Annotated in this window: 1 pseudogene; it reads left to right on the top strand. The window is 38.8% G+C overall.

Annotated elements, in window-relative coordinates:
- A pseudogene (locus tag M3600_RS28770) lies at positions 1–255 on the top strand (transposase); the annotation flags it as partial.

Below are 255 nucleotides of genomic sequence, written 5' to 3'. Positions count from 1 at the left end.
GATGATTTTAAGAAAACGATTGTGGATTTGTATCATTCCGGCAGCCCGGTTAAAGAATTAAGCAGCGAATATGGCGTATCAGAAGTAACGATTTATAAATGGGTGAAAGACTTTACCCCTATTGGTTTAGAAAAAGAGGCGCTGACACCAAAAGAGTTAGCCGATATTCAGAAAGAAAACCTTCGGTTAAAACAGGAGGTAGAAATTCTAAAAAAGGCTATGGCCATATTCGCGAAAAAGTAACCGAATCAGAGC

The organism is Niallia sp. MER 6, from assembly GCF_023714395.1.
In the GTDB taxonomy this organism is placed as follows: domain Bacteria; phylum Bacillota; class Bacilli; order Bacillales; family Cytobacillaceae; genus Niallia.
This window is presented reverse-complemented; position numbering and strand designations above follow the sequence as displayed.